Consider the following 26347-nt stretch of genomic DNA (forward strand, 5'->3'; position numbering starts at 1 on the left):
AGTACGACGAACGCTAAACCAACCCCGGCGGAGGTTCGTCACCTTCGGCCGGATTCAAAGTATTTTATAGATTCCGCCGGCCGCGCACACGCCGATCGCTCGGGACTAGCGCGTGACGACGGCGCCGCTCGCCTGCTCGCGTTTGATTTCCAGAGCGATATCGATGAGCTGGTCTTCCTGGCCGCCGATGAGCTTGCGTTGACCGGCGCGGTGCAGCAGCGCGTGGGCCGGCACGCCGTAGCGCTCGGCCTGGCGCACGGCGTGCTTGAGGAAGCTGGAGTAGACGCCCGAGTAGCCCATGATCAGGGCGTTGCGGTCCAGCAGGCATTCGGCCGGCATGGCCGGGCGCACCACGTCCTCGGCGGCGTCGGCGATGTCGAAGAAGTCGATGCCGGTCTTCACGCCGATCTTGTCGAACACCCCGATCAGGGCCTCGACCGGCGCGTTGCCCGCCCCGGCGCCGAAGCGGCGGCACGAGCCGTCGATCTGTTTGGCGCCGGCCCGGACGGCCTCGACCGAGTTCGCGACGCCGAGTCCGAGGTTCTCGTGGCCGTGGAAGCCCACCTGCGCTCCATCTCCCTGGTCATCCAGTTCAGCGACCAGCGCCTCCACCCGGTCGCGCACCCCTTCGAGGACCAGTGCCCCCGCCGAGTCGACGACGTAGACGCACTGGCAGCCGGCGTCGGCCATGATGCGTGCCTGGGCCGCCAGCTTCTCCGGCGGGATGGTGTGGGCCATCATGAGGAACCCGACGGTTTCCAGGCCGAGCTCGCGGGCCAGCCCGAAGTGCTGGATCGACACGTCGGCCTCGGTGCAGTGGGTGGCGATGCGGCAGATCGAGCCGCCGTTGTTCTGCGCCTCCTTGATGTCCTCCTTGGTGCCCACGCCGGGCAGCATCAAGAAGGCGATCTTGGCCTCCTTGGCCGTCTCGGCGGCGAGCTTGATCAACTCCTGCTCGGGTGTCTTGGAGAACCCGTAGTTGAAGCTCGACCCGCCCAGCCCGTCGCCGTGGGTCACCTCGATGACCGGGACGCCCGCCGCGTCCAGCGCCGCCACGATGGCGCCGACCTCGTCCTTGGTGAACTGGTGGCGCTTGTGGTGGGAGCCGTCCCGCAGCGACGTGTCGGTCATCCGGACGTCCCAGATCGGGTTGAAGAAGATGTCACTCATGCTTGCGCTCCTCCCGCCGTCGCCGACAGGGACTCCTTGACGATCTCCTCGCCGACCTTGGTCGCCGCCGCGGTCATGATGTCGAGGTTGCCCGCGTACGGGGGCAGGTAATCGCCGGCGCCCTCGACCTCGACGAAGGTGGTGACCAGCGCCTGGCCGCCGGAATTCATCGACGGGTCGTCGAACTGCGGCTCGTTGAGCAACCGGTAGCCGGGCACGTAGGTCTGCACCTCGGCCACGACGTCGTGGATGGACTTGGCGATCGCGTCGCGGTCGGCGTCCTCGGGGATGGCGCAGAAGATGGTGTCGCGCATGATCATTGGCGGGTCGGCCGGGTTGAGGATGATGATCGCCTTGCCGCGCTTGGCCCCGCCGATGGTCTCGACGCCCCTGCTGGTGGTCTTGGTGAACTCGTCGATGTTGGCGCGAGTGCCCGGCCCCGCCGACACCGACGCGACCGACGCGACGATCTCGGCATACGGCACCTCGACGGCCCGGGAAACGGCGTACACGATCGGAATCGTGGCCTGCCCGCCGCAGGTGATCATGTTGACGTTCGGCGCGTCCAGGTGCTCGCGCAGGTTCGCCGGCGGGATCACCGCCGGGCCCACCGCTGCCGGGGTCAGGTCGATGGCCCGGATCCCGGCGGCCTCGTACTTCGGCGCGGCGTCGCGGTGGACGTAGGCGCTGGTCGCCTCGAACACCAAATCGGGTTTCTCCGACTGCGCCAGCAGCCAGTCGACGCCCTCGTGGGTGGTCTCCAGCCCCAGCTTGCGGGCCCGCGCCAGGCCTTCGCTCTCCGGGTCGATGCCCACCATCCAGCGCGGTTCCAGCCAGTCGGAGCGCAAAAGCTTGTAGAGCAGGTCGGTGCTGATGTTTCCGGACCCGACGATCGCCACACTCGCCTTAGACGGCATGATGCTCCCTTTTAACTGGATTAGTTCAAAACTAATCCGACACTATTCAAACGACAACCGGACCGAACCCAGCCCGGTGAAGTCGGCGACGAACTCGTCGCCGGGGTGTGCGTCTATCGCTCGCGTGCACGATCCCGGTAACACGATGTCACCTTTGCGCAGCCGTACCCCGAAGCTTTCCACCTTGCGGGACAACCACGCGACCGCGGTGACCGGGTTGCCCAGCACGGCGTCGCTGCGGCCCTCGGCGATCACCTCGCCGTTGCGGGTCAGCACCGCGTCGATCGCCTTGACGTCGATATCGGCCGGCGACACCCGCGCCTCGCCGAGCACGAAGCCGGCGGACGAGGCGTTGTCGGCGATGGTGTCGCACAGCGCGATCTTCCAGTCGGTGATCCTGGTGTCGATCAACTCGATCGACGGGACCAGGGCTTCGGTGGCCGCCAGCACGTCGTCCTCGGTGCAGTCGGCGCCCGGCAGGTCCGCGGACAGAATGAAACCCACCTCGACCTCGACCCGCGGGTACAGGTAGCGGCCCGCCTTGACCGGGGTGTTCTCGAATACCTGCATCTCGTCGAGGAGGTGCCCGTAGTCCGGCTCGTCGACCCCCATCATCTGCTGCATCGCCAGCGACGACAGTCCCACCTTGTGGCCCAGCACGCGCGCCCCTTCGGCCACTCGCTGCCGGATGTTGATCAGCTGGATCTCGTAGGCGTCGACGACGTCGATGTCCGGGTGGGCGGCGGTCAGCGGGCCGATCGGCTCGCGGCTCCGCTCGGCCTGGGCCAGGTCGGCGGCCAGCTCGTCGCGGATCGCAACAGAGAGCATTTACCGAATTCCCATCGTTCGTTTGACCGGGCAAGTAGCGCCCCACCCGGGCAATTCTATAACGTGTTCTACATGACAGCGCAGGAGTACGACGTCGTCGTGGTCGGGAGCGGCGGGGCCGGCATGGTGGCTGCCCTCACCGCCGCGCAGCGGGGCCTTTCGACAATAGTGATCGAGAAGGCCCCCCATTTCGGCGGATCCACCGCGCGGTCCGGGGGCGGCGTGTGGATCCCGAACAACGAGGTGCTCGAGCGCGACGGCGTGCGGGACACCCGCGAGGCGGCCCGCACCTACCTGCACGGCATCATCGGCGACGTCGTGGAGCCGGAGCGCATCGACACCTACCTCCGGCGCGGGCCCGAGATGCTCTCGTTCGTGCTCAAGCACACGCCGTTGAAGATGTGCTGGGTGCCGCGCTACTCCGACTACTACCCCGAGGCGCCTGGCGGCCGCCCCGACGGCCGGTCGATCGAGCCCAAGCCGTTCAACGCCCGCAAGCTCGGTGCCGACGAGGCCGGACTCGAACCCGCCTATGGCAAGGTCCCGCTCAATGTGGTTGTGATGCAACAGGATTATGTGCGGCTCAACCAGCTCAAGCGGCACCCGCGGGGGATGGCGCGCAGCCTGAAGGTCGGCGCGCGCACGATGTGGGCCAAGGCGACCGGCAAGAACCTGGTGGGCATGGGTCGCGCGCTGATCGGGCCGCTGCGGATCGGGTTGCAGCGCGCCGGCGTTCCGGTGGTCCTCAACACCGCGCTGACCGACCTGTACGTCGAGGACGGCGTGGTGCGCGGCGTCTACGCGCGCGACGCCGGCTCGTCGGAATCCGTTGAGCCACAGCTGATCCGGGCCCGGCGCGGGGTGATCCTGGCCTGCGGCGGTTTCGAGCACAACGAGCAGATGCGGGTGAAATACCAGCGCGCGCCGATCACCACCGAATGGACCGTCGGCGCCAAGGCCAATACCGGCGACGGCATCATCGCCGGCGAAAAGCTGGGCGCCGCACTGGACATCATGGAGGACGCGTGGTGGGGCCCGACGGTGCCGCTGGTCGGCGCGCCGTGGTTCGCGCTGTCGGAGCGCAACTCGCCGGGCTCGATCATCGTCAACATGTCCGGTAAGCGGTTCATGAACGAATCGATGCCCTACGTCGAGGCCTGCCACCACATGTACGGCGGGCAATACGGCCAGGGGCCCGGGCCGGGCGAGAACATTCCCGCCTGGCTGGTGTTCGACCAGCAGTACCGCGACCGCTACATCTTCGCGGGACTGCAGCCCGGACAACGCATTCCGCGCAAGTGGCTGGAATCCGGGGTGATCATCCAGGCCGACACCCTCGAGCAGCTCGCCGAGAAGGCCGGCCTTCCGGTCGACGAGTTCGTGGCCACCGTGCGGCGCTTCAACGGCTTCGCGCGCTCGGGCGTCGACGAGGACTATCGCCGCGGCGAGAGCGCCTACGACCGTTACTACGGCGACCCGACCAACAAGCCGAACCCCAACCTGGGCGAGCTCACCCGCGCGCCCTTCTACGCCGCCAAGATGGTGCCCGGCGACCTGGGCACCAAGGGCGGGATCCGCACCGATGTGCACGGGCGCGCGCTACGCGACGACGGCAGCATCATCGAAGGCCTGTACGCCGCGGGCAATGTCAGTGCGCCGGTGATGGGGCACACCTATCCCGGCCCCGGCGGCACCATCGGCCCGGCGATGACCTTCGGTTACCTGGCGGCGCTGCACATCGCGGGGGTGAACTGACGTGCCGATCGATGTAGCGGTCGCGCTGGCCGCCGAGCTGGAACCCATCGAATTCTCCTGGTCCAGCAGCGATATCCAGCTCTACCACCTGGGACTGGGCGCCGGCGCGGACCCGATGGACCCCCGCGAGCTGCGCTACCTGGTGGACGACACCCCGCAGGTGCTGCCGACGTTCGGCAACGTCGCCGCGTCGTTTCATATGACGACTCCGCCGACCGTGCAGTTCCCCGGCATCGACATCGAGCTGGGCAAGGTGTTGCACGCCTCCGAGCGCGTCGAGGTGCCCGCGCCGCTGCCGCCGTCGGGGTCCGCCCGCGCGGTCACCCGGTTCACCGACATCTGGGACAAGGGCAAGGCCGCGGTGATCTGGAGCGAGACGGCGGTCAGCGCGTCGGACGGCACCCTGTTGTGGACGCAGCGGCGGTCCATCTTCGCCCGTGGCGAAGGCGGATTCGGCGGCGAGCGCGGGCCGTCCTCGTCGGACACCGCACCGGATCGTGCCCCCGATCTGGAGGTCGACGTGCCGATCCTGCCGCAGCAGGCGTTGCTGTACCGGCTGTGCGGCGACCGCAACCCGCTGCACTCCGACCCCGACTTCGCCGCCGCCGCAGGCTTTCCCAGGCCGATCCTGCACGGGCTGTGCACCTACGGCATGACGTGCAAGGCGATCACCGACGCGCTGCTCGACGGCGACGCGGGCGCGGTGGCCTCCTACGGCGCGCGGTTCTCCGGCGTGGCCTTTCCCGGCGAGACGCTCAAAGTCGGCATCTGGAAGGAGAACGGCCGGTTTGTGGCCAGCGTCGTCGCGCCGTCGCGGGACAACGCCGTGGTGCTGAGCGGAGTGGAGTTGGTCCCCGCCTGACCCGCCAGCCACTTACCGCCGAGCGTGCGGCCAGCCGCACAGTCGAAGACGAGCGTGCGGCTAGCCGCACGATCGGGGAACTCCGGCGGCGGCAACACGACGGATGATCTCAGCCGGCTGGTCTCCAGCCACCACTCGTACATTGGTCCAGCCCTGGCGCTCGATCTTTTCCTGTCGATGAATGTCCCACCTGTACCGCCGCCGATCGGTCCGGTGCTGTTCGCCGTCGTACTCTGCAGCCGCCATCACGTTCTCCCAGCCCATGTCGAGGTACGCGAATGCTTCACCAAATTCGTCACAGACGGGAATCTGTGTTCGCGGCTTCGGAAATCCCGCTTGCACCAGGATTACTCGCAGCCAGGACTCCTTCGGCGATTGCGCACCAGCATCGAAGAGGTCCGCTGCGACACGTGCCCGGGCGATTCCACGGCGTCCGGCGTACCGCAGAGCGAGCATTTCCAGGTCGGGTGCTTTCAGGTCGGTGGCACGGGCAAGCGCGTCGATGGCAGCCACGGCGGGAACGGTCGGGTACCAACAGCCGAGATCCAGCGCCGTCCTAACCGGCGTCGTGACAGGTATGTCGGCTACCGCCATGATCTCGTCCTCTTCGATGCGATCTCCGTGAACCCGGATTCCGGCCGGTCTGCGGCGATTGTCGTGGATCAAATCGACGGCCTCCCCATCGTCGACCCATTCGCTGCCGTGAAGTGCCGCCGCGGATAAACCGGCAACCACACCTCGACGTTCCGTCCAGAGCCATCCCGCTTTCGCCCGGAGCTTGGCGCTGACCTCCCCGCCACGTGCGATGTAGACGTCCGGAAACAGTCGAGCGCAACGCGTTGCCAAGTGAGATTTCGTCAACACGCCTGCAGCGATCGCCTCGCTGCCGATGAACGGCTCACGCACGCCGGCAGCGTTACACGCCGCACCACCGTAGTCACTTCACCTATTCACACGTCGCTGAGCGTGCGGCTGGACGCACGTTGGGCCCCGAACGTGCGGCTAGCCGCACGCTCGGCATGAAACTCAGCCCAGGATCAACCCCGACGTCGGCACACCCGTCCCCGCGGTGACGAGCACGTGCTCGACGTCGGGCACGGGGTTCACCGAGGTGCCGCGCAGCTGCCGCACGCCCTCGGCGATCCCGTTCATCCCGTGGATGTAGGCCTCACCGAGCTGACCGCCGTGGGTGTTGATGGGCAGCCTGCCCCCGACCTCGATCGCACCGCCGGCGATGAAGTCCTTCGCCTCACCGCGGCCGCAGAACCCCAACTCCTCCAACTGAATCAGCGTGAAAGGGGTGAAGTGGTCGTACAGAATCGCGGTCTGGATGTCGGTCGGCTGCAACCCGGACTGCGCCCACATCTGCCGACCGACCAGCCCCATCTCGGGCAGCCCGAGTTCGTCGCGGTAGTAGCTCACCATCGTGTACTGGTCCGGGCTGGACCCCTGGGCCGCCGCCTCGATAACCGCCGGCCGCTGCTTGAGATCCTTCGCCCGTTCCACCGACGTCACCACGATCGCCACCGCGCCGTCGGTTTCCTGGCAGCAGTCCAGCAACCGCAGCGGCTCGGCGATCCACCGCGAATTCTGGTGGTCCCCAATGGTGATCGGTTTCTCGTAGAAGTACGCCTTGGGGTTCTTGGCGGCGTGTTTGCGGTCGGCCACCGAAATCGCGCCGAAGTCCCGGCTGGTCGCACCGGACAGGTGCATGTAACGCTGCGCGATCATCGCGACCTGCGCCGCCGGGGTGGAAAGCCCGTGCGGGTAGGAGAACGAATTGTCCGCCGTCGTCGAATCCGCCTGAGCGCCACCGTCTCCCACCAGCCGCCGTTGCACCTGGCCGAACCGCATCCCGGATCGTTCGTTGAACGCCCGGTAGGCGACGACGACATCGGCCACGCCGGTCGCGACGGCGATCGCCGCCTGCTGGACGGTCGCGCACGCCGCCCCGCCGCCGTAACCGATCTGCGAGAAGAACTTCAGCTCGCCGATGCCGACCGCACGCGCCACCGCGGTCTCGTTGTTGGTGTCCATCGTGAAGGTGGTCAAGCCATCGACATCGGCGGGGCTGAGACCGGCGTCGTCCAGCGCGTCCAGCACCGCCTCGGCGGCCAGGCGCAGCTCGCTCCGGCCGGAGTCCTTCGAAAAGTCGGTGGCGCCGATCCCGACGATGGCGGCCTTCCCGGAAAGCATCAGCTGGCCCCCATCGTCAGCGTCGCGGTCGCGATTACGTGATCGCCAAGGCTGTTGCGGCCCACCACCTTCACGGTGATCAGCCCGTCGTCCACGGCCGTCACCTCGCCGGAGAACGTCACCGTGTCGTAGGCGTACCAGGGCACCCCGAGCCGCAGCCCGATCGACTTGATCAGCGCCGACGGCCCGGCCCAGTCGGTGACGTAACGCTGCACCAGGCCGGTGTCGGTGAGGATGTTTACGAAGATGTCCTTGGATCCCTTGGTCTGAGCCAAGTCCCGGTCGTGGTGCACGTCCTGGAAGTCCCGGGTGGCGATGGCCGTCGAGATGATGAACGTCGGCGTGCCGTGCAACTTGAGTTCGGGCAGCTGCAGGCCCACTTCGGCAACGGGCGCGCTCATGCTTGATCCCCCAAGGGCTCCCAGGCGTAAAGGCTCCACTCCGGACCGGACTCGCCGGCCGGGAAGTCGATATAGGTTGCGCGGACCGGCATCCCGATCTTGATTTCGGCATGGTCGACGTTGCGGAGCTCGCCGAGCATCCGAACGCCCTCTTCCAGCTCGATCAGTGCGATCACGAACGGCAATGTGCGACCGGGCACCTTCGGCGCGTGGTGCACCACGAAGCTGAACACGGTTCCCTTACCGCTGGCCACCACGTAGTCGATCGGCTCCGCCTTGTCCCGCCACACCGCTGGCACCGGCGGGTGCTGCAGGCCGCCGTCGGCACGACGCTGAATCCGCAATTCGTGCGCCTTGACGCCCTCCCAGAAGAACGCGGTGTCGCGCGACGACGACGGGCGCATCATAGCGTCGGGGTCCAGGTCGTCGGGGACGGCCGACCCGGCCGAATCCTCGCGGGGCCTGAATTTCAGGATGCGCCAGGCCATTTCGGCGACATCCTCGTCACCGACCCGCCAGGTGATGTGCTGGTTGATGAACCAGCCCTCGCCGAGCCCGGTCTGCTTGGGGCCGACGACGTCGCGCATCTCGGAGTGGACGGTGACCTGCTCGCCGGGACGCAGATAACGGTGGTAGGTCTGCTCGCAGTTGGTCGCGACCACACCGATATAGCCGGCCTCGTCGAATAGCTGCATGATCGGACCCATGGGATCGTCGGTCGGGCGTTCGCCGCCCAGCCCGAACATGGTCCACACCTGAATCATGGCCGGCGGCGCGACGATTCCGGGATGACCGGCGGCCTTGGCGGCGGCCTCGTCGACGTAGATGGGGTTGGCATCGCCGAGCGCCTCGACCCAGTTGTTGATCGTCGGCTGATTCACCGGGTCCCGGGCCACGCGCGGCGCAGCCACGACGGTGGCGGTGATCTCCGCGACCGCTTCCTTGATATCGGTCATCGGGGCACCCTCGGCACCCTCAGACCGGATGCCGCGATCATTTCGCGCATGACTTCGTTCACGCCGCCGCCGAAAGTGATGACCAGGTTGCGCTTGGTCTGGGAGTCCAGCCAACGAAGCAACTCGGCGGTGTCGGGATCGGCGGGGTTGCCGTACTTGCCGACGATTTCTTCGGCGAGGCGCCCAATGTACTGAACACGCTCGGTCCCAAAGACTTTGGTCGATGCCGCGTCGGCGACGTTGATGTCCTCGCCGGCCGCGGCCACCTGCCAGTTGAGCAGCTCGTTGATCCGCCACATCGCGTAGATTTCGCCGAGCGCCCGCTTGACGTCGGCGTGGTCGATCGGCGTGACCCCGTCGGCACCCGGCTTGGAGGCCCAGGCGTGCACCCGGTCGTAGATGCCTGCCGTCCGCCCGGCGGGACCGAGCATGACGCGTTCGTTGTTGAGCTGGGTGGTGATCAGTCGCCAACCGCCGTTCTCCTCGCCGACCAGCATGTCGGCGGGCACCCGCACGTCGTTGTAGTAGGTGGCGTTGGTGTGGTGGGCACCGTCGGACAGGATGATCGGCGTCCAGGAGTAGCCGGGATCGCTGGTGTCGACGATGAGAATCGAAATCCCCTTGTGTTTCACGGCTTCCGGGTCGGTGCGGCAGGCCAGCCAGATGTAGTCGGCGTCGTGGGCGCCGGTGGTGAAGATCTTCTGGCCGTTGACGATGTACTCGTCACCGTGGCGCACGGCGGTAGTGCGCAGCGACGCCAGGTCGGTGCCCGCCTCGGGTTCGGTGTAGCCGATCGCGAAGTGCACCTCGCCGGCCAGGATCGCCGGCAGGAACTTCTTCTTCTGCAGCTCGCTGCCGAACTGTTGCAGGGTCGGACCGACCGTCTGCAGCGTGACCGCGGGTAGCGGCACGTCGGCGCGGTGCGCCTCGTTGACGAAGATCGACTGCTCGATAGGGCCGAAACCCAAGCCGCCGAACTCCTTTGGCCATCCGACCCCGAGCTTGCGGTCCTTGCCCATCCGGCGGATCACCGCGCGGTAGGCCTCGTTGTGCCGGTCCTGCTCCATCGCCTTCATCTCGTCGGACGAGATGAGATTCGAAAAGTATTCCCGCAGTTCAGCTTGCAGCTGCCGCTGTTCCGGGGTCAGGTCTATGAACATTGCGCCCCTACCAAATCAAGACGATGCGAGGGCCCGCCCAGCAGCCGGGTCAGGTCCTTGATCGTGGAGTAGTACCGGTGCATCGGATAGGTGATGTCCATGCCCATGCCGCCGTGCAGGTGATGGCACAGCTGCATCACCGGCGGCGCCTGCGAAGCCAGCCAATACCCGAGCACATCGAGGTCGTCATCGACGTCCCGTCCCTCGGCCAGCCGCCATATCACCGACTTCACCGCCAGGTCGATTGTGCGCGAGGCGATGTAGACCTCGGCGAGCTGCGCGGCCACGGTCTGGAAGGTCGACAGCGGTTTGCCGAACTGCTTGCGCCCCGCCACGTAGTCGGCGGTCAGCCGCAGCGCCCCGGCCACCAGCCCGTCGGCGTAGGCGCCGATCGCGGCGAGCGCCAGCTGGTTCACCCGCCGTGCCGTCGCATCCGCCAGCACGTCGCCGTCGCCAACCGCGACGCCGTCGAACGTGACCGTGTACTCCTCGGAGTCGTTCGACGTCGGCGTGCGCACCAGCCGCACGCCGTCGGCCTTGGGTGAGACGACCACGACGGCGCTGTCGGCGGTCACGATCATCCACTCGGCCTGTTCGGCGTAGGGCACAGCGATTTTGGTGCCCGACAGCCGCCCGCCCGCGAACGTGGTGGCGGGCCGGTCGGGCAGCGCCGCGCCCGGTTCGTTGAGCGCCGCGGTCAACGCTCCGCCCTTCGCGACGCCGGCCAGGAAACGCCCCTGTTGTTCCTCGGAGGCCAAGTCGAGCAGCGGCAGCACGCCGAGACCGAGCGTGGCCAGCGCCGGCGTGATGGCGCCGTGGCGACCCACCTCGGTGAGCAGCGTGGCGACCTCGGGCAGGCCGACGCCGTCGCCGCCGAGGCCCTCCGGCACCGGCAGCGCCGTCACGCCGCCGCTGACCAGGGCGTCCCAACTCAAGTCCCGCTCGAGCACGGACGTGGCGACGTCGGCGACGGCCTGTTGCGTCGCGGTGAGATCGAAGTCCATCAGCCCGCCACTGGGGATTGACCGGTGTAGTCGACCTGCCAGTGCTTGATGCCGTTGAGCCAGCCCGAGCGCAGGCGCTCCGGCTTGGAGATCGACGTGAGGTCGGGCATGTGGTCGGCCACCGCGTTGAAGATCAGGTTGATCGTCATCCGGGCCAGGTTGGCGCCGATGCAGTAGTGCGCGCCGGTGCCGCCGAACCCGACATGCGGGTTGGGGTCACGGAAGATGTTGAAGGTGAACGGGTCTTCGAAGACCTCTTCGTCGAAGTTGGCCGAGCGGTAGAACATCAGCACCCGCTGGCCCTTCTTGATCGTCACGCCGGACAGCTCGTAGTCCTCCAGGGCGGTGCGCTGGAAGCAGCTGACCGGGGTGGCCCAGCGGACGATCTCGTCAGCGGCCGTCGCCGGGCGTTCCTTCTTGTAGAGCTCCCACTGCTCGGGGAAGTCGGCGAACGCCATCATCCCCTGGGTGATGGAGTTGCGGGTGGTCTCGTTGCCGGCGACGGCGAGCATCACCACGAAGAAGCCGAACTCGTCGTCGGTGAGCTTTTCGCCGTCGATGTCGGCCTCGATCAGCTGGGTCACGATGTCGTCGCCGGGGTTCTTCGACTTCTCCTCGGCCATCTGCATCGCGTACTGGATCAACTCGAACGACGACATCTTCGGGTCGATGTCGGCGTACTCGGGGTCGTCGTTGCCGGTCATCTCGTTGGACCAGCGGAACAGCTTGTCGCGGTCCTCCTGCGGGACCCCGAGCAGCCCGGCGATCGCCTGCAGCGGCAGCTCGCAGGACACCTGCTCGACGAAGTCGCCGGACGCCATGGCGGCGGCGTCGCGGGCGATCTTCTGGGCCCGCTCGCGCAGCTCGTCCTCGAGGCGTCCCACGGCGCGCGGCGTGAAACCGCGGGAGATGATCTTGCGCAGCCGGGTGTGGTGCGGGGCGTCCATGTTGAGCATGACGAACCGCTGGACCTCGATGTCCTCGCGCGCGATGTCGTTGTTGAACCGGGGGATCACACCGTTCTCGTAGCTGGAGAAGATGTCGCTGCGCCGCGAGATCTCCTTGACGTCGTTGAGCTTGGTGATCGCCCAGTAGCCGCCGTCGTGGAAACCGCCGCCCTCACCCGGGGCTTGCTCGTTCCACCAGATGGGTGCGGTCGCGCGCACCTCGGCGAACTCTTCGACCGGAATGCGCTCCGTCCAGATGTCGGGGTCGGTGAAATCGAACCCTGCGGGAAGATTGGGGCTGGGCACGGCGTACTTCTCCTTACTAGCTCTCCTAGTGGCGCTCTGTTGCCAGTAAAACATGCCTCCACCGCAGACAAAAGGCGCCGAAGCATCGTCGCTTGTCATAGTAATGAAACGTGTTCTAGCCTGGCGTCATGGGTAACCCGGTAATCGTTGAAGCCACCCGCAGCCCGATCGGCAAGCGCAATGGATGGCTCTCTGGACTGCACGCCACCGAGTTGTTGGGGGCGACGCAAAAGGCATTGGTCGAAAAGGCGGGCCTCTCGTCTGGCTTTCAAGCCGGTGACGTCGAACAGGTCATCGGCGGCTGCGTGACGCAGTACGGCGAACAGTCCAACAACATCACCCGGGTGAGCTGGCTCGTCGCCGGCCTGCCCGAGCACGTCGGCGCCATGACCGTGGACTGCCAGTGCGGCAGCGGCCAGCAGGCCAACGGCCTCGTCGCGGGCCTGATCGCCGCGGGTGCCATCGACATCGGCATCGCGTGCGGAATCGAGGCCATGAGCCGCGTCGGCCTCGGCGCCAACGCCGGCCCCGACCGCACCATCCTGCGGCCCGCGTCGTGGGACATCGACCTGCCCGACCAGTTCACCGCCGCCGAGCGGATCGCCAAGCGCCGGGGGATCACCCGCGACGACATCGACACGTGGGGATACGAGTCTCAGCTGCGCGCCAAGCGGGCCTGGGACGAGGGCCGGTTCGACCGGGAGATCTCGCCCATCGAGGCGCCGGTGCTCGACGAGCAGAAGCAGCCGACCAGCGAGCGCCATATGGTCTCTCGCGACCAGGGGTTGCGCGACACCACCTTGGAGGGCCTGAGCCAGCTCAAGCCGGTCCTCGAGGGCGGGATCCACACCGCTGGGACGTCCTCGCAGATATCCGACGGCGCGGCCGCGGTGCTGTGGATGGACGAGGACAAGGCCAAGGCGCTCGGGCTGCGGCCGCGGGCCCGGATCATCAGCCAGGCGCTGGTCGGCGCGGAGCCGTACTACCACTTGGACGGGCCGGTCCAGTCGACGGCGAAGGTGCTGGAGAAGGCCGGGATGAAGATGGGCGACATCGACCTCACCGAGATCAACGAGGCGTTCGCATCGGTGGTGTTGTCGTGGGCGCGGGTCCACGAGCCCGACATGGCCACGGTGAACGTGAACGGCGGCGCCATCGCGCTGGGCCACCCGGTGGGCAGCACCGGCAGCCGGCTGATCACCACCGCCCTGCACGAGTTGGAGCGGACCGATCAGAGCACCGCGCTGATCACCATGTGCGCCGGCGGCGCCCTGTCCACGGGCACCATCATCGAGCGCATCTAGTCGGTGCTCGTTTCCGACGAAAGCCGGATCGCGGCGGCGCAGGCCTACATCGACGCGCTGGTCAGCCACGACGGCGACGCCGTTCCGTTCGCGGCCCGGTGCACCCGCGTCGAGCAGGGGTTCAAGAACGGCTTCTCCGGAAATCACCTGCGCCGCAGCCTCAACCGCGGGCCGCAGTACCGGGTCCTCGCGGGCACCACGCCGCCGGATTACCGCATCGCCGGCGACGAGGTGCACGCGGCCTACACCGTGGTGACCAAGGCGGGGCTCGGTGGCCGACGGCTGGCCGCGCACGTCGACGAGAGGTTCGTGATCCCCGCCGAAAGCCCGGGCGGGCAAGCCGAAATCCACCACATTAAAGTTCGCTTTCGACCATTCATCCAGCGCTAAGGAAACGCCATGCCCAAACCGAAGCCCCGCTCGCTGAACGCACCGTGGGTCGGCTTCATCATCAAATGGATGGCCAAAGGCAACGCGTGGATCTACCAACGCAGCAACGGCAAATTCGGCGGCACGTTCCAGAAGGCTCCGGTCGCGCTGCTGACCACCACGGGCCGCAAGAGCGGTGAGCCGCGGGTGAGCCCGCTGCTCTACCTGCGCGAGGGTGATCGCGTGGTGCTGGTCGCATCCAAGGGGGGCAGCGACAAGCACCCGCTGTGGTACCTCAACCTCAAGGCCAATCCCCAAGTGTCCGTGCAAATCAAGGACGAGGTGCTGCAACTGCGGGCCCGCGACGCCACCGAGGCCGAGCGCGCAGAGTACTGGCCGAAGCTGGACGCCATGTACCCGTCATTCGACGACTACCGGTCGTGGACCGATCGGGTGATCCCGGTCGTCATCTGCGACCCGTGAACCGGGTTCGCAACTCTCGACTGATCGCGCTGCTGCTCAAATACTTTGCGCGCGCCCACATTTGGGTGTACCGGCGGACCGACGGCCGCATCGGCGCCAAGCTGCTGCGCTTTCCGGCCGCGTTGCTGACCACGACCGGGCGTAAGTCGAACGAGCCGCGGACCACCGCGACGTTGTACCTGCGCGACGGCGATCGGGTGATCCTGCCGGCGTCCTTCGGCGGACGTGAGGAAAACCCGTCGTGGTATCTGAACCTCATGGAGAATCCCGAGGTGCGGGTCCAAATCCGTGCCGAGCGGCTGGATTTGGTCGCCCGCGACGCCACGGCAGAAGAGCGCGCCGATTACTGGCCTCGACTGACGAAGATGTATCCGCGTTACCGGAACTACCGCGAGGCCGCCGACCGGGTGATCCCGTTGGTGGTGTGCGACCCGCCGCGTTGAGTCGGGGTTACGCCCCGTAGACCGGGACCGGCGGGCGCGCCTTGGCCAGCAGGTCGGCGACGACGGGCCCCAGCTCGGCCGGGTCCCACCGCGCGCCCTTGTCGATCTGCGGTCCGTGCGCCCAGCCCTCGGCGATGCGGATCTTGCCGCCCTCGACCTCGAACACCTTCCCGGTGACGCCGCGCGATTCGGTGCTGCCCAGCCAGACGACCAGCGGCGAGACGTTCTCCGGCGCCATCGCGTCGAAATCCTGGTCCTGCGTTGCCATCATGTCGGCGAAGACGGTCTCGGTCATGCGGGTGCGGGCCGACGGCGCGATGGCGTTGACGGTCACGCCGTAGCGGCCCATCTCGGCGGCCGCGACGAGCGTCATCGCCGCGATGCCGGCCTTGGCGGCGCTGTAGTTGCCCTGCCCGACGCTGCCCTGCAGGCCCGCGCCCGAGCTGGTGTTGACGATCCGCGCCTCGACCGCCTTGCCCTCTTTGGAAAGCCCCCGCCAGTACGACGCGGCGTGGCGCATCGTGGCGAAGTGGCCCTTGAGGTGCACGGCGATGACGGCGTCGAACTCCTCCTCGCTGGTGTTGGCCATCATCCTGTCCCGGACGATACCGGCGTTGTTCACCAAAACGTCCAGGCCGCCGAAGGTGTCGACGGCGGTCTGGATCAGGCCGGCCGCCTGGTTCCAGTCGGCGACATTGGATCCGTCGGCCACGGCTTCCCCGCCGGCCGCGATGATCTCGTCGACGACGCCCTGGGCGGCGCTGCCACCGCCGGCGGGTGAACCGTCCAGTCCCACCCCGATGTCGTTGACCACCACCCGTGCGCCTTCGGCCGCGAAGGCCAGCGCATGCGCGCGACCGATCCCGCCGCCCGCTCCGGTGACAATGACGACGCGGCCGTCAACCACTCCCATAGTTTCCCGTCTCCTCTACTTGATCGCGCTCGCGTTCGTGGTGGCCAGGTAGTGCGGTGGCTCACCGCCGCCGTGTACCTCCAACGTGGCACCGCTGATGTAGGACGCGAGGTCCGCAGCCAAAAACGCTGCGGCCCAACCGACATCCTCGGGCTTGGCCAGTCGGCCCAGTGGCACGTTCTTCGAAATCGCGGCGATCGACTCGGCGTCGCCGTAGAACAGGTCGGCCTGTTCGGTCTCTACCATTCCGACCACGCACGCATTCACGCGCACGTTCGGGCCCCATTCCACCGCCAGGGTCTGGGTCAGGCTTTCCAGCCCCGCCTTGGCCGCCCCGTAGGCGCCGGTGCCCGGCGACGGCCGGCGCCCGGACAGACTGCAGATGTTGACGATCGACCCGCCGCGCGCTTGGTTCTGCATGTGAGCGTTCGCGTGCTGCGAAACCGACAGCGCGCCAAGCAGGTTGAGCTCGATGATCTTGCGGTTGAACTTCGCGCTGGACTCGGCGGTCAGCACATATGGCGAACCCCCGGCGTTGTTGACGACGACGTCGAGGCCGCCGTGCTTGTCGGCGATCGCATCGATCATCGCCTTGACGGCGTCGTCGTCGCGCACGTCGCACGAGTGGAACTCATACGGCAGGCCCTCGACGGACCGTCGCGCGCAGGTGATCACGGTGGCCCCCTGCTTGGCGAAAACCGAACTGATGCCGGCACCCACACCACGCACCCCGCCGGTGACCAAAACGACCCGTCCCGCCAGGCCCAGATTGATGGCTTCTCCCGAAAGGGGGCCTGCTTCGGGCGGAGTCACTGTGCTAGCGTACCAAGCAAGTGCTTGCTTAGGTAGCCGACCCTATTTTTCCGAGGACGTGCACGTTGACCATCACATCCAGCACCATCGAACCGGGCATCGTCGCGGTCACCGTGGACTACCCGCCCGTCAACGCCATCCCGTCGCGCGGCTGGTTCGAACTCGCCGAGGCGATCACCGCCGCCGGCAACGACCCCACCACCCACGCGGTGATCCTGCGGGCCGAGGGTCGCGGCTTCAACGCCGGGGTGGACATCAAGGAGATGCAGAAGACCGAGGGGTTCACCGCGTTGATCGACGCCAACCGCGGCTGCTTCGCCGCGTTCCGCGCGGTGTACGAATGCGCGGTGCCGGTGATCGCGGCGGTGAACGGCTTCTGCGTCGGCGGCGGCATCGGCCTGGTGGGCAACTCCGACGTGATCGTGGCCTCCGACGACGCCACCTTCGGCCTGCCCGAGGTTGAACGCGGCGCGCTCGGCGCGGCCACGCACCTGTCCCGACTGGTGCCCCAGCACATGATGCGCCGGTTGTTCTTCACCGCCGCCACCGTCGACGCGGCCGCCCTGCACCACTTCGGCTCGGTGCACGAGGTCGTGCCGCGCGACCAGTTGGACGAGGCCGCGTTGCGGGTGGCCCGCGACATCGCCGCCAAGGACACCCGCGTCATCCGCGCCGCCAAGGAGGCCCTCAACCTCATCGACGTCCAACGGGTCAACTCGAGTTACCGCATGGAGCAAGGCTTTACTTTCGAACTCAACCTCGCCGGGGTGTCCGACGAGCACCGCGACGCGTTCGCCGGTACGGCGAAGGGGGAGAAGTCTTGAGCGACAAGAGAGCCACCCTCGACGAGGCGGTGGCCTGGCTGCGCAGCGGCATGACGATCGGCATCGGCGGCTGGGGATCCCGGCGCAAGCCGATGGCCTTCGTGCGCGCCATGCTGCGCACCGACATCAAGGACCTGACCGTAATCACCTACGGCGGACCCGATCTGGGCCTGCTCTGTTCGGCGGGCAAGGTCCGGCGCGTCTACTACGGGTTCGTATCGCTGGACTCCCCGCCGTTCTACGACCCGTGGTTTGCCAAGGCCCGCACCAGCGGTGCCATCGAGGCCCGCGAGATGGACGAGGGGATGCTGCGCTGCGGCCTGCAGGCTGCCGCGCAACGCCTGCCGTTCCTGCCGATCCGCGCCGGGCTGGGCAGCTCTGTCCCCGACTTCTGGGAGGGCGAACTGCAGACCGTGACGTCGCCCTACCCCACCGACGGGGGGCACGAGACGCTGCTCGCGATGCCGGCCCTGCGCCTGGACGCCGCGTTCGTGCACCTCAATCTCGGTGACAGCCAAGGCAATGCCGCCTACACCGGCATCGACCCGTACTTCGACGACCTCTTCCTGATGGCAGCCGACCAGCGCTACCTGTCGGTGGAACGCGTCGTGGCGACCGAGGACTTGGTCAAGGCAGTGCCACCGCAAGCGCTGCTGGTGAACCGGATGATGGTCGACGCGGTCGTAGAGGCGCCCGGCGGCGCCCACTTCACCACCGCAGCACCGGATTACGGCCGGGACGAGAAATTCCAGCGCCACTACGCCGAGGCGGCCTCCACCGACGAGGGCTGGCGGAAGTTCGTCCAGACCTACCTCTCCGGCAGCGAAGACGACTATCAGGCCGCCGTGCGTGCCTTTGGCGAGGAGGCTTCGAAGTGACCAGCACCCGAGCCGAGATCTGCGCGGTCGCATGCGCCGAATTGTTCAGGGACGCGGGCGAAATCATGGTCAGCCCGATGACCAACATGGCGTCAGTCGGTGCGCGGCTGGCGCGGTTGACGTTCTCACCGGACATCCTATTGACCGACGGCGAGGCGCAGCTGCTGGCCGACACTCCGGCGCTGGGCAAGACCGGAGCTATCGAAGGGTGGATGCCGTTCGGGCGCGTCTTCGAGACCCTGGCCTGGGGACGGCGGCACGTGGTGATGGGCGCCAATCAGGTTGACCGCTTTGGCAATCAGAACATCTCGGCGTTCGGACCGCTGCAGCACCCGACCCGGCAGATGTTCGGCCTGCGGGGCGCGCCCGGCAACGCGATCAACCACGCGACCAGCTACTGGGTCGGCAACCACTCCAAGCGGGTGTTCTGCGAGACGGTCGACGTGGTCTGCGGCATCGGCTGGGACAAAGTGGACGCCGACAATCCGGCGTTCCGGTTCGCCAACACCTACCGGGTGGTGTCCAACCTCGGGGTGTTCGATTTCAACCGACCGGATAGGACCATGCGGGCGGCGTCGCTGCACCCGGGCGTTTCGGCCGACGAGGTGCGGGAAAACACGTCGTTCGAGATTCACGACCTGGACGGCGCCGAGGAGACCCGGCTGCCGACCGACGACGAGCTGCGCCTGATTCGCGAGACGATCGACCCGAAAGCGCTGCGCGACAGAGAGATCCGCTGATGAGGCTGCGAACGCCGCTGACCCAACTGGTCGGCGTCGAGCATCCGGTGGTGCAGACCGGCATGGGCTGGGTCGCCGGCGCCCGGCTGGTGGCGGCCACCGCCAACGCCGGCGGGCTGGGCATCCTGGCGTCGGCGACGATGACCCTCGACGAGCTGGCGACCGCCATCGGCAAGGTGAAGGCCGCTACCGACAAGCCCTTCGGCGTGAACATCCGCGCCGACGCCGCCGACGCCGGCGACCGCGTCGAGCTGATGATTCGCGAGGGCGTGAAGGTGGCGTCGTTCGCCCTGGCGCCCAAACAGGAGCTGATCGCCCGGCTGAAAGACGTCGGGGCGGTGGTGATCCCGTCGATCGGCGCGGCCAAGCACGCGCGCAAGGTCGCGGGCTGGGGCGCCGACGCGATGATCGTGCAGGGCGGCGAGGGCGGCGGGCACACCGGGCCCGTCGCGACCACGCTGTTGCTGCCGTCGGTGCTGGATGCCGTTGAGGGCAGTGGGATCCCGGTGATCGCGGCGGGCGGATTCTACGACGGCCGTGGCCTCGCGGCGGCCTTGTCCTACGGTGCGGCGGGCGTGGCGATGGGCACCCGGTTTTTGCTCACCTCGGATTCCACCGTGCCCGACGCGGTCAAGCGGCGCTACCTGGAGGCCGCGCTGGACGGGACGGTCGTCACCACTCGCGTCGACGGCATGCCACACCGGGTGCTGCGCACCGGGCTGGTCGAAAAGCTGGAAAGCGGTTCCCCGGTGCGCGGTTTCGCCGCGGCGGTACGCAACGCGGCAAAGTTCAAGAAAATGTCGCAGATGACCTGGCGGTCGATGGCGCGCGACGGACTGGCGATGCGCCACGGCAAGGAGCTGACCTGGTCGCAGGTGGTGATGGCGGCGAACACCCCGATGCTGCTCAAAGCCGGACTGGTGGAAGGCAACACCGAAGCCGGCGTGCTGGCCTCCGGGCAGGTGGCCGGCATCCTCGACGACCTGCCGTCGTGCGCCGAACTCATCGAGTCGGTCGTCCGCGACGCCATTGAGCACCTGCGAGCGGCGTCCGCGCTGGTGGGGGATGCATAAGCCCCGCCATAGTGAAGGTGATAGCTAAACTTGCTAAAAATTAGGCTAATATCTTTATATGGCTCGAATGAAGCGGACCGCTTTACCACGCGCGACGCTCATCGGTGACGTGGTTGGTTCCCGCCGCGCCGCCGACCGCGCCGAGCTGCACCGCGTCGTCGCGAACGCCTTGCGGCAAATCGCCGATGACGCGATCGACGCGCCGGCGTTCACCGTGGGCGACGAGTTTCAGGGCAGCTACGCGGCAGTCGGCGCCGCAATCGACGCCGCTCTGTCCCTGCGGCTGACCCTGGGGCCCGAAATCGACGTCCGGTTCGGTGTCGGCTGGGGCGCGGTCACCATCCTCGATCCCGAGGCGGGGATCCAGGACGGGCCGGGCTGGTGGACCGCCCGCGAGGCGATCCAGCAGACCGCGGACGCGCAACGGCAGCCGGGGTTCACGCTGGTGCGCACGACATTCCGGGCGGACGGCGACGCGCGCGGCGACGTCGCCGCGGTCAACGCCGCCCTGATCTGTCGGGACCATCTGCTTGGATCGCTCGATGAGAGATCGTTGCGGATTGTGAGGGGCTTGATGACCGGCCGGACCAAAAAGGAGCTTGCCGCGGCCGAAGGCATCAGCCCGTCCGCGGTGTCCCAGCGGGCGGCGCGCGACGGCCTTGATCTCATTGTCCTTGCCAGCCAATACCTTCGGAGCCTGCCGTGAGCGCCGTCGCGGTCTTCCTGATCGCGGCCGCAATCGCCGATCTGTGCCGGCGGGCGGTTCGCGCCGCGTGGCCGCCGCTGGCCGTCGGGCCGGTCGTGGTGGTGGCGTGCGCGGCGCTGGGCGGCCTGTGGCATCCCGGCGACGTCCCGTTGCTCGCGCTGGCCGCGGTCGCGGTGGCTGCCTGGGAGTGGCTGTGTCGGCGCAGCGAGGGGCAGCGGCGAACAGCAGGCGGCCCCGTTGGTCGTGTTCGCCGTCACGCTGGTCGCGCTGATCGCGTTGTCGGGATGGTCCGCGCCGGTCGACGGCACCGTCGCGCGCTGGTCGGGGTGGGTACATCTGCCCCTGCAACACGTCGCGCCCACCCGGCTGCTGATGGTCACCGGGGTGGTGCTGGTGCAGTTCGCCACGGCAAACCAGTTGGTGCGCTTGGTGCTTGGCTCCGTGGGCGCGGTGCGTCCGGCCGGTGAGCCGCAGCCGTCGGACCGGCTCAAGGGTGGACGGCTGCTGGGCCCGATGGAGCGCCTGCTGATCCTGAGCCTGGGCGTCGGCGGGCAGGTGGCCGCGGCCAGCGCGGTCGTCGCCGCCAAGGGCATCATCCGCTTTCCGGAGTTGAGCGCCCAAAAGACCGCAACGGGGGCGTCGGCATCGACGAGGTAACCGAATACTTTCTGGTGGGCAGCTTCACCAGCTGGCTGCTGGCCCTCGGGGGGATCGCGTTGGTCCTGGCCGCGCGCTAATCCCAGCCGCTACATTGAGATGCACGCCAGCAAAGCCAATCCGCAATCCATCAACGCGGCGGTCGCGGGAAGCCAATCAATCCCGTTCGGAGAGGACCGATATGAGGAACATCGCAATCGCGGCGATGAGCATCGCCGGGCTGGCCTGCGCGGCGCCCGCGAGCGCCGACCCCACTCCCGGGCACGACGCCAAAGTGACCACCCAGACGCCACCGATGCTGTGCGAGATCGGCTCCGACGACGCGGAGCCGGGGATCGGCCCCAATGTCGTGTGTCAGGGGAGCTTTGTGCAGGCTCCGCCCGACACCGATCAGGCCGTCGTGACCGCGGCGGGCCAGTTCTCCTACCGCGGCGCCAACATCGGCGTCGGCTACGACCATCCCCCGTTTGCCACCCTCGTCGCGGGCCAGACGTATCACATCCAAGGGTGGACGATCGTCGCCGGCGCTGACGGCATCCGCTTCACCCACGATGGCACCGGCCACGGCATGTTTGTCACGAGCGACACCGCCGTCAGCCCGTTCTGATTTGCGTTGGCGGGCCAGCACACCCGCGCGTCAGAGGCTACAACCGCTCGATGATCGTGACGTTGGCGGTGCCGCCGCCCTCGCACATCGTCTGCAGGCCGTAGCGACCGCCGACGCGCTCGAGCTCGTTGAGCATGGTGGTGAACAGCTTGGCGCCGGTGGCACCCAGGGGATGGCCGAGCGCGATTGCACCCCCGTTGGGGTTGACCTTCTCCGGATCGGCCTTGATCTCCTTGAGCCAGGCCAAAACCACGGGCGCGAAGGCCTCGTTGATCTCGACGGTGGCGATGTCGTCGATGGACAGCCCTGTCTTGTCCAGCGCGTAACGGGTGGCGGGGATGGGCCCGGTGAGCATGAACACCGGATCCGCGGCGCGGGCGCTGATGTGATGAATCCGGGCGCGCGGCTTCAGCCCATGGTCCTTGACGGCCCGCTCGGAGGCCAGCAGCACCGCGCTGGCGCCGTCGGAGATCTGGCTGGCCATCGCCGCCGTCAGCCGACCACCCTCGACCAGCGTCTTGAGGCCGGCCATCTTCTCCAGCGACGACTCGCGCGGTCCCTCGTCGACCCGGAACGGGCCGGATTCGGTTTCGACAGTGACGATTTCGTTGTCGAAGTGACCGCCGCGGATCGCCGCGAACGCCCGCTCGTGGCTGGTCAGCGCGTACTGCTCCATCTCTTCGCGCGACAGGTTCCACTTCTCGGCGATCATCTCCGAACCGCGGAACTGCGAGATCTCCTGGTCGCCGTAGCGGTGCAGCCACTGCTTGGACTCGTTGGTCGGCGAGGTGAACCCGAACTGCTCGCCGACCGTCATCGCCGACGAGATCGGGATCCAGCTCATGTTCTGCATGCCACCGGCCACGATCAGGTCGGCCGTCCCCGCCATGATTGCCTGCGCGCCAAAGGAAATCGCCTGCTGGCTGGAACCGCACTGCCGATCCACGGTCACACCGGGAACCTCTTCGGGATACCCTGCCGCCAGCCAGGAGAGCCGGGCGATGTTGCCGGCCTGCCCTCCGATGGCGTCGACGCAACCGGCGATCACGTCGTCGACGGCCGCGGGGTCGACGTCGACCCGATCGAGCAGCCCGCGCCATCCCAGCGCGCCGAGGTCGACCGGATGTACTCCGGCCAACGCACCATTGCGCTTGCCGACCGCGGTACGCACAGCGTCGATGACATACGCCTCAGGCATGTTTCAGGCTCCTTCTTTGGTGATCCCGCCAAGCACGATGGCGAGGTATTGCTGACCCACCTGCTTTGCCGTGAGCGGGCCGCCGGGTTGGTACCAGCGCACCGACACCCAGGTGGTGTCACGGATGAAACGGTAAACCAGGTCGACGTCGAGGTCGGGCCGGAAGTACCCCTCGTCGACGCCCTGATTGAGCACCTCGACCCACATCTTTCGCTGCTGGCGGTTCATGTCCTCGATGTAGGAGAACCTGGGCTGCGCCAGCAGCCTTTTGGCCTCGTCCTGGTAGATGACGACCTGGGCGTGCCGGTCCTCGATCGCCTCGAACGACGCCATGAACAGCCCCTTGAGCCGCTCCAGCGGATTGGCCTCGGTGTCCATGATTTCGCTGTACCGGGCGAACAGCCAGTCCAGGAAACTACGCAGCAACTCGTCGACCATCTCCTCTTTGGACGAGAAGTGGTGGTACAGACTGCCGGACAGGATGCCCGCACCGTCGGCGATGTCGCGCACGGTGGTGGCGCGCAGTCCGCGTTCGGCGAACATGGTCGCGGCGAGGTCCAGTAGCTCGTCTCGCCGGCTGTTGGCCTGACCGGGCACTCGGTCCATCCGATCAGGGTATCAACCAAGCGCTTGCTCGGCCAGCGCGGAGGGTTGGCGGGGAAGTGAATTAATTTATTGTCGGGACCGTCAGCAAATCAACTTGTTCTCGAATTTCCGCGAAACTCGAATGGTTGCACGTTGTCAGTCGTAACATCCTCGATGCTGCGGATTCCTCTACTCCGGAGGAACGGCATCGCTTCGGTAAATCTGGCGAGCGCCGCGATGACCGCATGGCGCACCGACAGTTCGGGCAAACGGCCGGTGTAACGGGCAGGAGGTCCGCCATGGTGAGTTTTCCGATGTTGCCGCCGGAGATCAATTCTCTGTTGATGTTCGGCGGTGCGGGGTCGTCGCCGATGTTGCAGGCGGCGGCGGCCTGGAATGGGCTGGCCGATGAATTGAGTGCCGCGGCGGAGTCGTTTTCCTCGGTGACCTCGGGGCTGGCGGGCCAGGCCTGGCAGGGTCCGGCGTCGGCGGCGATGGTGGCCGCGGCCGCCCCGTATGCGGGCTGGTTGAGCACCGCGTCGGCGCAGGCGGCCGGGGCGGCCGCGCAGGCCCAGTCGGTGGCCAGTTCCTTCGAGACGGCCCTGCAGTCCACGGTTCACCCGCTGCTGATCGAGGCCAACCGCAACGCCTTCGTGCAACTGGTGCGCTCGAACTTCTTCGGCCTGGCCGCCCCGGCGATCGCCGCCGCCGAAGCCCAGTACGAGGAGATGTGGGCCGCCGACGTGCAGGCCATGACCGGCTACCAGGCCGGGGCGGTGGCCGCCGCCGCCCAGCTGAACCCGTTTGCGCAGTTGCTGCAGAACCTGCCGAATATCGGGATCGGCAACAAGGGCGGCACCGGCAACATCGGCAACGGAAACAACGGCAGCGCCAACGTCGGCAGCGGCAACACCGGCAGCGGAAACATCGGCAGCGGCAACGGAACCAGCGGCGGTTTGTTCGCCAACCCTATCCAGGGCAACAACAACGTGGGTAGTGGAAACATCGGCAACAACAACATCGGCGGCGGAAACACCGGCAACAACAACATCGGATTCGGCAACGCGGGGGCGGGCACCGGCGTCAATGGATTCAACGTTGGGATGGGCAATACCGGCAACAGCAACTTCGGCCTGGGGAATCAGGGAAACGGAAACTATGGCGGCGGGAATAACGGCGACAACAACGTCGGATTCGGCCTGACCGGCAACAACCTGGTCGGCGTCGGGAACGCCTACTACAACACCGCGACGGGTCAGTTCACGTTCGCCGGGCTGAACTCCGGCACCGGCAACATCGGCTTCGGCAACTCGGGCACCAACAACATCGGCTTCTTCAACTCCGGCGACGGCAACATCGGCATCTTCAACGGTGGCACCAATATTGCGGCGCCGGGCCATCTCAACAGCTTCGGTATCGGAAACTCCGGCACCGGCAACATCGGCTTCGGCAACTCGGGCGGTGCGAATTTCGGAACCGGAAACTCGGGCACGCTCAACACCGGCTTCGGCAATGCCGGTCAAGCCGACACCGGCTTCGGGAACGGCGGCAGCTTCAACACCGGCTTTGGGAACTCGGGCTCCGTCAACACCGGCGGCGGGAACTCGGGCATCGCCAACACCGGCTTCTGGAATTCGGGCAGTGTCAATACCGGCTCCGGGTTCACCACCGACAGCGACAACACCACCTCGGGCTTCAACAACACTGGCTACCTTATGTCGGGCTTCAACAACTCGGCCACGGGCAGCGGTGCCACCGGCTTCGTATCGGGCTTCTTCAACACGACCAGCGGCAGCGCTTTCCTCAACGGCTTCACCTCGGGCATCGGGAACACCGGCGCCCCGAACGCCAACATTCCCGGCGTGATCGGGTTCAACTCCGGGTTCTTCAACGTGGGCACCGAACTAGCGGGCTTGTTCAGCATCGCCCAGCGGTTCGCCTTCCTCGGTTAGGCGGGGCTCGAGGGGCGCCTAACTGAGGCGGCGAAAATCCGACATCCGCGGCGAGCGCGCCGTAACATTTGCTGAGAAAACGCTCGTTCTCATACGTCTACCGACGGCCGATGACGGCCCGCGCGCAGGACCAGGAGGCCAATTGTGGTGAGTTTTCCGATCTTGCCGCCGGAGATCAATTCGTTGCTGATGTTCAGCGGCGCGGGGTCGGCGCCCATGCTGCAGGCGGCGGCGGCCTGGAACGGGTTGGCCGACGAATTGGGCGCTGCGGCCGACTCTTTCACCTCGGTGACCTCCGGG

At 67.3% G+C, this 26347-nt stretch carries 28 protein-coding genes and 1 pseudogene; 15 read left to right on the plus strand and 14 right to left on the minus strand.

All coding sequences use genetic code 11. The annotated features are described in order from the left end of the window. Positions 1-105 precede the first annotated feature (105 nt). Genes dmpG through AC5Y43_RS10775 form a run of 3 tightly spaced genes read right to left on the minus strand, consistent with a single transcriptional unit; the run spans position 106 to position 2915 of the window. Positions 106-1170: a 4-hydroxy-2-oxovalerate aldolase gene (gene dmpG / locus AC5Y43_RS10765; protein WP_499972158.1), complete on the minus strand. Its 1065-nt coding sequence runs from the start codon at positions 1168-1170 to the stop codon at positions 106-108. Next, positions 1167-2087 (minus strand): acetaldehyde dehydrogenase (acetylating), encoded by a 921-nt coding sequence (locus tag AC5Y43_RS10770; protein ID WP_499972161.1) that lies wholly within the window; start codon positions 2085-2087, stop codon positions 1167-1169. Before AC5Y43_RS10770 ends, dmpG begins: the two co-directional genes overlap by 4 nt. 42 nt (positions 2088-2129) lie before the next feature. Then, positions 2130-2915 (minus strand): 2-keto-4-pentenoate hydratase, encoded by a 786-nt coding sequence (locus AC5Y43_RS10775; protein ID WP_499972163.1) that lies wholly within the window; start codon positions 2913-2915, stop codon positions 2130-2132. 72 nt (positions 2916-2987) lie between these two features. Here AC5Y43_RS10775 and kstD point away from each other — a divergent pair, with 72 nt between their 5' ends. Both kstD and chsH3 read left to right on the plus strand, forming a co-directional pair. After that, positions 2988-4670: a 3-oxosteroid 1-dehydrogenase gene (gene kstD / locus AC5Y43_RS10780; protein ID WP_499972165.1), complete on the plus strand. Its 1683-nt coding sequence runs from the start codon at positions 2988-2990 to the stop codon at positions 4668-4670. Position 4671: 1 nt separating this feature from the next. Continuing rightward, on the plus strand, positions 4672-5532 hold the full coding sequence (gene chsH3 / locus AC5Y43_RS10785; protein ID WP_499972167.1) for an enoyl-CoA hydratase ChsH3: 861 nt from the start codon (positions 4672-4674) through the stop codon (positions 5530-5532). A 60-nt stretch (positions 5533-5592) separates the two neighbouring features. On the opposite strand, the gene AC5Y43_RS10790 is transcribed toward chsH3, so the two are convergent. The 7 genes from AC5Y43_RS10790 to AC5Y43_RS10820 all read right to left on the minus strand — a co-directional run bounded on the left by AC5Y43_RS10790 (position 5593) and on the right by AC5Y43_RS10820 (position 12502). After that, positions 5593-6438 carry a hypothetical protein gene (locus AC5Y43_RS10790; RefSeq protein WP_499972168.1) on the minus strand — a complete coding sequence of 282 codons (846 nt, stop codon included), beginning with the start codon at positions 6436-6438 and terminating at the stop codon, positions 5593-5595. A 120-nt stretch (positions 6439-6558) separates the two neighbouring features. Next, positions 6559-7728: a 17-hydroxy-3-oxo-4-pregnene-20-carboxyl-CoA lyase gene (ltp2, locus tag AC5Y43_RS10795; RefSeq protein WP_499972169.1), complete on the minus strand. Its 1170-nt coding sequence runs from the start codon at positions 7726-7728 to the stop codon at positions 6559-6561. After that, positions 7728-8129 (minus strand): MaoC family dehydratase, encoded by a 402-nt coding sequence (locus tag AC5Y43_RS10800; RefSeq protein WP_499972171.1) that lies wholly within the window; start codon positions 8127-8129, stop codon positions 7728-7730. Before AC5Y43_RS10800 ends, ltp2 begins: the two co-directional genes overlap by 1 nt. Beyond that, positions 8126-9085, minus strand: coding sequence for a bifunctional MaoC family dehydratase N-terminal/OB-fold nucleic acid binding domain-containing protein (locus AC5Y43_RS10805; protein ID WP_499972172.1), 960 nt, complete (start codon positions 9083-9085; stop codon positions 8126-8128). The genes AC5Y43_RS10800 and AC5Y43_RS10805 overlap by 4 nt, the downstream gene beginning before the upstream one ends. Further along, positions 9082-10245: an acyl-CoA dehydrogenase FadE29 gene (fadE29, locus tag AC5Y43_RS10810; RefSeq protein WP_499972173.1), complete on the minus strand. Its 1164-nt coding sequence runs from the start codon at positions 10243-10245 to the stop codon at positions 9082-9084. The genes AC5Y43_RS10805 and fadE29 overlap by 4 nt, the downstream gene beginning before the upstream one ends. After that, complete coding sequence (locus AC5Y43_RS10815; protein ID WP_499972174.1) at positions 10236-11249, minus strand: acyl-CoA dehydrogenase family protein; 1014 nt, start codon at positions 11247-11249, stop codon at positions 10236-10238. The genes fadE29 and AC5Y43_RS10815 overlap by 10 nt, the downstream gene beginning before the upstream one ends. Further along, positions 11249-12502 carry a cytochrome P450 gene (locus AC5Y43_RS10820; RefSeq protein ID WP_499972239.1) on the minus strand — a complete coding sequence of 418 codons (1254 nt, stop codon included), beginning with the start codon at positions 12500-12502 and terminating at the stop codon, positions 11249-11251. The genes AC5Y43_RS10815 and AC5Y43_RS10820 overlap by 1 nt, the downstream gene beginning before the upstream one ends. 128 nt (positions 12503-12630) lie before the next feature. Here AC5Y43_RS10820 and AC5Y43_RS10825 point away from each other — a divergent pair, with 128 nt between their 5' ends. From AC5Y43_RS10825 to AC5Y43_RS10840, 4 genes are read left to right on the plus strand one after another with little or no spacing between them, the layout of a single operon-like run. Next, entirely contained in the window at positions 12631-13806 is a 1176-nt protein-coding gene (locus tag AC5Y43_RS10825; protein WP_499972176.1) for a steroid 3-ketoacyl-CoA thiolase, read from the plus strand. Between the two features lie 3 nt (positions 13807-13809). Then, positions 13810-14196, plus strand: a complete 387-nt coding sequence (locus AC5Y43_RS10830) for a DUF8021 domain-containing protein (RefSeq protein ID WP_499972177.1) — start codon at positions 13810-13812, stop codon at positions 14194-14196. Positions 14197-14205: 9 nt separating this feature from the next. Then, entirely contained in the window at positions 14206-14658 is a 453-nt protein-coding gene (locus AC5Y43_RS10835) for a nitroreductase family deazaflavin-dependent oxidoreductase (RefSeq protein WP_499972178.1), read from the plus strand. After that, complete coding sequence (locus tag AC5Y43_RS10840) at positions 14646-15101, plus strand: nitroreductase family deazaflavin-dependent oxidoreductase (protein ID WP_499972241.1); 456 nt, start codon at positions 14646-14648, stop codon at positions 15099-15101. Before AC5Y43_RS10835 ends, AC5Y43_RS10840 begins: the two co-directional genes overlap by 13 nt. 7 nt (positions 15102-15108) lie before the next feature. Here AC5Y43_RS10840 and AC5Y43_RS10845 read toward each other — a convergent pair whose 3' ends face one another. Next, on the minus strand, positions 15109-16014 hold the full coding sequence (locus AC5Y43_RS10845) for an SDR family oxidoreductase (protein ID WP_499972179.1): 906 nt from the start codon (positions 16012-16014) through the stop codon (positions 15109-15111). A 15-nt stretch (positions 16015-16029) separates the two neighbouring features. After that, the gene (locus AC5Y43_RS10850) at positions 16030-16788 is read right to left on the minus strand and encodes an SDR family oxidoreductase (RefSeq protein ID WP_499972242.1); all 759 of its coding nucleotides are present in this window, start codon (positions 16786-16788) and stop codon (positions 16030-16032) included. Positions 16789-16892: 104 nt separating this feature from the next. Between AC5Y43_RS10850 and echA20 the strand changes: the two genes are divergently transcribed. From echA20 to AC5Y43_RS10885, 7 genes and pseudogenes are all read left to right on the plus strand, one after another. Further along, positions 16893-17651: a (7aS)-7a-methyl-1,5-dioxo-2,3,5,6,7,7a-hexahydro-1H-indene-carboxyl-CoA hydrolase gene (gene echA20, locus AC5Y43_RS10855; protein ID WP_499972181.1), complete on the plus strand. Its 759-nt coding sequence runs from the start codon at positions 16893-16895 to the stop codon at positions 17649-17651. Further along, on the plus strand, positions 17648-18529 hold the full coding sequence (gene ipdA, locus AC5Y43_RS10860; RefSeq protein ID WP_499972182.1) for a cholesterol ring-cleaving hydrolase subunit IpdA: 882 nt from the start codon (positions 17648-17650) through the stop codon (positions 18527-18529). The genes echA20 and ipdA overlap by 4 nt, the downstream gene beginning before the upstream one ends. Next, entirely contained in the window at positions 18526-19269 is a 744-nt protein-coding gene (ipdB, locus tag AC5Y43_RS10865) for a cholesterol ring-cleaving hydrolase subunit IpdB (RefSeq protein ID WP_499972183.1), read from the plus strand. Before ipdA ends, ipdB begins: the two co-directional genes overlap by 4 nt. Continuing rightward, a complete protein-coding gene (gene ipdC, locus AC5Y43_RS10870) occupies positions 19269-20342 on the plus strand; it encodes a (3aS,4S,5R,7aS)-5-hydroxy-7a-methyl-1-oxo-octahydro-1H-indene-4-carboxyl-CoA dehydrogenase (protein WP_499972185.1) in 1074 nt (357 codons plus the stop codon). The genes ipdB and ipdC overlap by 1 nt, the downstream gene beginning before the upstream one ends. Before the next feature lie 58 nt (positions 20343-20400). Continuing rightward, the gene (locus AC5Y43_RS10875; protein WP_499972186.1) at positions 20401-21048 is read left to right on the plus strand and encodes a SatD family protein; all 648 of its coding nucleotides are present in this window, start codon (positions 20401-20403) and stop codon (positions 21046-21048) included. Beyond that, a pseudogene (locus AC5Y43_RS10880) lies at positions 21045-21785 on the plus strand (hypothetical protein). The gene AC5Y43_RS10875 and the pseudogene AC5Y43_RS10880 overlap by 4 nt, the downstream one beginning before the upstream one ends. A 101-nt stretch (positions 21786-21886) precedes the next feature. Next, positions 21887-22312, plus strand: a complete 426-nt coding sequence (locus tag AC5Y43_RS10885; RefSeq protein ID WP_499972188.1) for a DUF2059 domain-containing protein — start codon at positions 21887-21889, stop codon at positions 22310-22312. 37 nt (positions 22313-22349) lie between these two features. Here the strand turns inward: AC5Y43_RS10885 and fadA6 are convergent, their stop codons facing one another. Continuing rightward, positions 22350-23510, minus strand: a complete 1161-nt coding sequence (gene fadA6 / locus AC5Y43_RS10890; RefSeq protein ID WP_499972189.1) for a steroid 3-ketoacyl-CoA thiolase FadA6 — start codon at positions 23508-23510, stop codon at positions 22350-22352. Positions 23511-23513: 3 nt separating this feature from the next. Next, positions 23514-24116, minus strand: a complete 603-nt coding sequence (gene kstR2, locus AC5Y43_RS10895) for a TetR family transcriptional regulator KstR2 (protein ID WP_499972190.1) — start codon at positions 24114-24116, stop codon at positions 23514-23516. Between the two features lie 278 nt (positions 24117-24394). On the opposite strand from kstR2, the gene AC5Y43_RS10900 reads away from it, so the two are divergent. Together AC5Y43_RS10900 and AC5Y43_RS10905 are read left to right on the plus strand one after the other, a co-directional pair. Continuing rightward, positions 24395-26047 (plus strand): PPE family protein, encoded by a 1653-nt coding sequence (locus tag AC5Y43_RS10900; protein ID WP_499972191.1) that lies wholly within the window; start codon positions 24395-24397, stop codon positions 26045-26047. 147 nt (positions 26048-26194) lie between these two features. Beyond that, on the plus strand, positions 26195-26347 hold a 153-nt coding region (locus tag AC5Y43_RS10905), incomplete at its 3' end, for a PPE domain-containing protein (RefSeq protein WP_499972244.1).

It is taken from the genome of Mycobacterium sp. NGS57 (assembly GCF_059812405.1).

What these genes read in the sequence shown, in the direction of transcription:
- AC5Y43_RS10775 (WP_499972163.1), bottom strand. Translation starts at nt 2,915, where the DNA reads ATGCTCTCTGTTGCGATCCGCGACGAGCTGGCCGCCGACCTGGCCCAG.
- kstD (WP_499972165.1), top strand. Translation starts at nt 2,988, where the DNA reads ATGACAGCGCAGGAGTACGACGTCGTCGTGGTCGGGAGCGGCGGGGCC.
- AC5Y43_RS10845 (WP_499972179.1), bottom strand. Translation starts at nt 16,014, where the DNA reads ATGGGAGTGGTTGACGGCCGCGTCGTCATTGTCACCGGAGCGGGCGGC.
- fadE29 (WP_499972173.1), bottom strand. Translation starts at nt 10,245, where the DNA reads ATGTTCATAGACCTGACCCCGGAACAGCGGCAGCTGCAAGCTGAACTG.
- AC5Y43_RS10770 (WP_499972161.1), bottom strand. Translation starts at nt 2,087, where the DNA reads ATGCCGTCTAAGGCGAGTGTGGCGATCGTCGGGTCCGGAAACATCAGC.
- ipdC (WP_499972185.1), top strand. Translation starts at nt 19,269, where the DNA reads ATGAGGCTGCGAACGCCGCTGACCCAACTGGTCGGCGTCGAGCATCCG.
- ltp2 (WP_499972169.1), bottom strand. Translation starts at nt 7,728, where the DNA reads ATGCTTTCCGGGAAGGCCGCCATCGTCGGGATCGGCGCCACCGACTTT.
- AC5Y43_RS10815 (WP_499972174.1), bottom strand. Translation starts at nt 11,249, where the DNA reads ATGGACTTCGATCTCACCGCGACGCAACAGGCCGTCGCCGACGTCGCC.
- AC5Y43_RS10885 (WP_499972188.1), top strand. Translation starts at nt 21,887, where the DNA reads ATGAGGAACATCGCAATCGCGGCGATGAGCATCGCCGGGCTGGCCTGC.
- dmpG (WP_499972158.1), bottom strand. Translation starts at nt 1,170, where the DNA reads ATGAGTGACATCTTCTTCAACCCGATCTGGGACGTCCGGATGACCGAC.
- AC5Y43_RS10805 (WP_499972172.1), bottom strand. Translation starts at nt 9,085, where the DNA reads ATGACCGATATCAAGGAAGCGGTCGCGGAGATCACCGCCACCGTCGTG.
- AC5Y43_RS10900 (WP_499972191.1), top strand. Translation starts at nt 24,395, where the DNA reads ATGGTGAGTTTTCCGATGTTGCCGCCGGAGATCAATTCTCTGTTGATG.
- AC5Y43_RS10825 (WP_499972176.1), top strand. Translation starts at nt 12,631, where the DNA reads ATGGGTAACCCGGTAATCGTTGAAGCCACCCGCAGCCCGATCGGCAAG.
- AC5Y43_RS10800 (WP_499972171.1), bottom strand. Translation starts at nt 8,129, where the DNA reads ATGAGCGCGCCCGTTGCCGAAGTGGGCCTGCAGCTGCCCGAACTCAAG.
- AC5Y43_RS10875 (WP_499972186.1), top strand. Translation starts at nt 20,401, where the DNA reads ATGGCTCGAATGAAGCGGACCGCTTTACCACGCGCGACGCTCATCGGT.
- AC5Y43_RS10835 (WP_499972178.1), top strand. Translation starts at nt 14,206, where the DNA reads ATGCCCAAACCGAAGCCCCGCTCGCTGAACGCACCGTGGGTCGGCTTC.
- fadA6 (WP_499972189.1), bottom strand. Translation starts at nt 23,510, where the DNA reads ATGCCTGAGGCGTATGTCATCGACGCTGTGCGTACCGCGGTCGGCAAG.
- kstR2 (WP_499972190.1), bottom strand. Translation starts at nt 24,116, where the DNA reads ATGGACCGAGTGCCCGGTCAGGCCAACAGCCGGCGAGACGAGCTACTG.